Raw genomic sequence first — 3,915 nt, forward strand, 5'->3', positions numbered from 1 at the left:
GGCGGAGATGCCCGGCACTGGGCGCGAGCCGCGCCAGCCGCCACAGATAGATGCCGGCAAAGATCGACGCCAGGGTCAAAAGCACGATCAGCATTGGCGCCAGATGGCGCCGTGCGTCGGGCGGGGGTCGCAAGGTGTCGGTCATCGCCGGCTCCAAACCGCATCCACACGCGCGTTCGGCACCAGAGCCACCGCCGCAGAGCAACGTGCGCTGCGGCGGGCCGGGACGAACGAGCCGCCCCCTCCTACAACCTCAACAATAGCTGAGGTCTACTGCTCCAATAGTCGGGGCTCGGTGGCGCGACTGCCGCTGCGCACGATCGCGAGGTCATCGTGCAAGGCGTCGAGGCGCAACGCCAATCGCGTTCGAGACGTAGTTCCTGCGCAACATCAGCCGCGACGAGAGCGAGCGCACAAGTGCCCGCGCATGCGCGCCTTGCACGGCGCGGCGGTTGCGATCGGCTGCCGAACTGCTTAAGGCTGGGGACCAAAATCAACGGGAGGCGGCGTTCAGCGCGAAGGGTCAGCCCGGCGTGCGCCGCTCCATCGCCCGGGCCCCCCATGACCACGACGACGCCGACCGCCGAAGCCCACCGCTTCGGCTGGATCATCGACCAGCCCTATCTCCTGCTCAGCCTGACGTCGCTGTTCTGGGCGGGCAACGCCATCGTCGGCCGCTTCATCGCCGGGCACTTTCCGCCGGTGACGCTGTCGTTCCTGCGCTGGAGCGTCGCGTTCCTGATCGTGATCCCGTTCGCCTGGCGGCACCTCGTCGCTGATCGGATGATGATCCGGCGCCACATCAAGCTGATGGTGGTGGTGTCGATCATCGGGATCAGCACCTTCAATACGCTGCAATACACCTCGCTGCAGTACACCACCGCCCTCAACGTGCTGCTGCTGCAATCCACCGGGCCGCTGTTCGTGGCGATCTGGGCGTTGATCGTGCTGGGTGTGCGGATGACGCTGGCGCAGGCGATCGGCGCGTTCGCCTCGATGCTGGGCGTGGCGTTGATCATCCTGCACGGCAACATCGCGGAACTCGCTGCGATCGATCTGAACTACGGCGACCTGCTGTTTCTCGGCGCGATGGCGTCGTTCGGCCTGTTCACCGCGCTGTCGCAGAAGCGGCCGGCGATCCACGGGCTGTCGTTTCTCGCCTTTACCTTCGGCTGCGGCGCGCTGTTTCTGATCCCGCCGCTGATCTGGGAACTCTCGGTGCAGCCGGCGCCGGCGTTCGATCTCACCAATGTGGCGGCGGTCGGCTATGTGTCGATCTTCCCGTCGATCCTCGCTTATCTCTGCTACAACCGCGGCGTCCGGCTGATCGGCGCCAACCGTTCGGCGCCGTTCTTCCATCTGGTCCCGGTGTTCGGCTCGGCGATGGCGATCGTGTTTCTCGGCGAACGCCCGCATCTGTATCACGCGGTCGGCTACGCTTTGGTGCTGACCGGCGTGGTCGTGGCGGCGCGCCGGCAGAAGGTGGCCGAAGCGTAGCAGCGATGCGCGCGGCCCCCGCCCGCGCATGACGGCATTCCGCCGCGGGGCTTTGCGGGCCGGCGAAATTCGGGCATGGCTGGAGCGCCCTCCAACCGCCCGTGACGCGTGATCGCTCCGCTCCGCCAAGCCTTCCACTGGCTCGCCAACCAGCCTTATCTGCTGCTCAGCCTGACCTCGCTGTTCTGGGCCGGCAACATCGTGCTCGGCCGCGCCGTCGCCGGCCATATCCCGCCGGTGACGCTGTCCTGCGTACGCTGGATCGGCGCGATGCTGCTGATGCTGCCGGTGGCCTGGCCGCATCTGCGCCGCGACTGGCGCAAGCTGCGCGGGCATTGGAAACTGATGGTCGTGCTGTCCGCGACCGGCTTCGCGATCAACAACGTGCTGAGCTATTGGGGGCTGCAATACACCCAGGCGCTGAACGCGTTGCTGATGCAGTCGTCCGGGCCGCTGTTCGTGGCGCTATGGTCGCTGTTGTTGTTCGGCGTGCGGCTGACCTGGATGCAGGCGATCGGCATCGGCCTGTCGCTGCTCGGCGTGCTCACCATCATCCTGCGCGGCGATTTCGCCGCGCTGGCGCAGGTCGAGTTCAACCGCGGCGACCTGATGGTCGCGGGCGCGCTGTGCGCCTTCGGGATGTATTCGGCGCTGATGCCGAAGCGGCCGGCGACGCATCCCTTGTCGCTGATCATCGTCACCACCGCGGGCGGCGCGCTGCTGTTGCTGCCGCTGGCGATCTGGGAATTCGCCGCCGGCGTGCGACCGAGCGCCGATTGGGTGACGATCACGTCGCTGGCCTATGTGGTGATCTTCCCCTCGGCGCTGGCCTATCTGTGCTTCAACCGCGGCGTCGCGCTGATCGGCCCGAACCGCTCCGCGCCGTTCCTGCATCTGATGCCGGTGTTCGGCTCGGTGATGGCGATCGTGCTGCTCGGCGAAAAGCCCGAGCTGTTCCACCTCGCCGGCTACGCCATGGTGATCGCCGGTGTGTTCATCGCCGCGCGGCGCTAAGCGACGCGCAGACCTCACGTCATCGTCCTTCGCCCCACCCACCGTCATTCCGGGGCGCGCGCCCCTTGCGCGCGAACCCGGAATCCAGATGTTGTGGAAACGCCGGAGTCGCAGAACCCATCGAGATTCCGGGTTCGCGCTCCGCGCGCCCCGGAATGACGTGCCTGGGCGGGAGTGAAGCGCGCTGCGGCGCTCCGGAATGACGTGCCTGGGGCCTCGCCTTTTCGGCGGGTTTCGCGCAGTCTATGCGGACAAGAACAAGACGTCCGGGAGGATTCCGATGCAATCGATCTGCGCCGCGTTTGCGGCGGCTCTGCTGTTGTCCAATGTCGCCGCGCCGGCGCGGGCCGACACCAGCTATCCCACCCACAACATCACGCTGGTGCTGCCGTTCGCGGCCGGCAGCGGCACCGACACGACGACGCGGCTGATCTCGCAGAAGCTCGGCCAGGCGCTCGGCGTCGGCATGGTGATCGAAAACAAGCCCGGCGCCAACGGCATGATCGCCGCGACCTACGCGGCGCGCGCCAAGCCGGACGGCTACACGCTGTTCGTCACCACCAACACCACGCATTCGGCCAACCCGTATCTGCTCAAGAACCTCACCTACGATCCGGTGAAGGACTTCACCCCGGTGGCGCGCACCGGCGACCTGCCGTTCATGCTGGTGGTGCATCCGGACGTGCCGGCCAAGACGGTCGGCGAACTGATCGCCTACGCCAAGGCCAATCCGGGCAAGCTGACCTACGCGTCGGGCTCGTCGTCGGCGATCGTGTCGGGCGCGACCTTCGCCCGCAAGGCCGGGATCGACCTGCTGCACGTGCCGTACAAGAGTTCGCCGCCGGCGATGAACGACGTGATCGGCGGCCGCATCACCATGATGTTCACCGACGTGCTGACCGGCCTGCCGCACGTCCAGGGCGGCGCGCTGCGGGCGCTCGCGGTCACCACCAAGGACCGCTCGCCGCTGGTACCGGATCTGCCGTCGATGCAGGAGGCCGGCGTGCCGGATTTCGACATCACCTCGTGGCAGGGCTACTTCGCGCCGGCCGGCACGCCGAAGGAAGTGGTGACGAAGCTCAACACCGAGATCCGCAAGATCGTCGAAGACCCCGAGACCAAGGCCAAGCTCGCCACGCTCGGCATGGACGCGTTCTCCGGCACGCCCGAAGACCTCGGCAAGTTCGTCGATGATCAGCTGGTGCTGTGGGAAAAGCTGGTGCGCGAGGCGGGGATCGAGAAGCAGTAGGCGCGGGTCGCTGCTACCAACCTTTCCGCGCGAACGGCGTTACCTCTCCCCGCTTGCGGGGAGAGGTCGGATAGCGCAGCCATCCGGGTGAGGGGCGCTTCCACAAGGCAAAGAGTCAGCGACTCGCGTCCCCCCCCCCCCCCCCCCCCCCCCCC

3 protein-coding genes are annotated in these 3,915 nt (G+C 67.3%); all 3 read left to right on the forward strand.

All coding sequences use genetic code 11. From position 1 onward, the window contains the following. Positions 1–561: 561 nt before the first annotated feature. Positions 562–1,497 (forward strand): DMT family transporter, encoded by a 936-nt coding sequence (locus tag IP86_RS26515; RefSeq protein WP_054165446.1) that lies wholly within the window; start codon positions 562–564, stop codon positions 1,495–1,497. A gap of 108 nt (positions 1,498–1,605) precedes the next feature. Continuing rightward, positions 1,606–2,511, forward strand: coding sequence for a DMT family transporter (locus IP86_RS26520; RefSeq protein ID WP_054165447.1), 906 nt, complete (start codon positions 1,606–1,608; stop codon positions 2,509–2,511). A gap of 280 nt (positions 2,512–2,791) precedes the next feature. Continuing rightward, positions 2,792–3,760: a Bug family tripartite tricarboxylate transporter substrate binding protein gene (locus IP86_RS26525; RefSeq protein WP_054165448.1), complete on the forward strand. Its 969-nt coding sequence runs from the start codon at positions 2,792–2,794 to the stop codon at positions 3,758–3,760. Positions 3,761–3,915: the final 155 nt, after the last annotated feature.

Source organism: Rhodopseudomonas sp. AAP120, assembly GCF_001295845.1.
Lineage (GTDB): Bacteria > Pseudomonadota > Alphaproteobacteria > Rhizobiales > Xanthobacteraceae > Rhodopseudomonas.

Excerpts from the sequence above, each read along its gene's own strand:
- IP86_RS26525 (WP_054165448.1), top strand. The coding sequence starts at position 2,792 with ATGCAATCGATCTGCGCCGCGTTTGCGGCGGCTCTGCTGTTGTCCAAT.
- IP86_RS26515 (WP_054165446.1), top strand. The coding sequence starts at position 562 with ATGACCACGACGACGCCGACCGCCGAAGCCCACCGCTTCGGCTGGATC.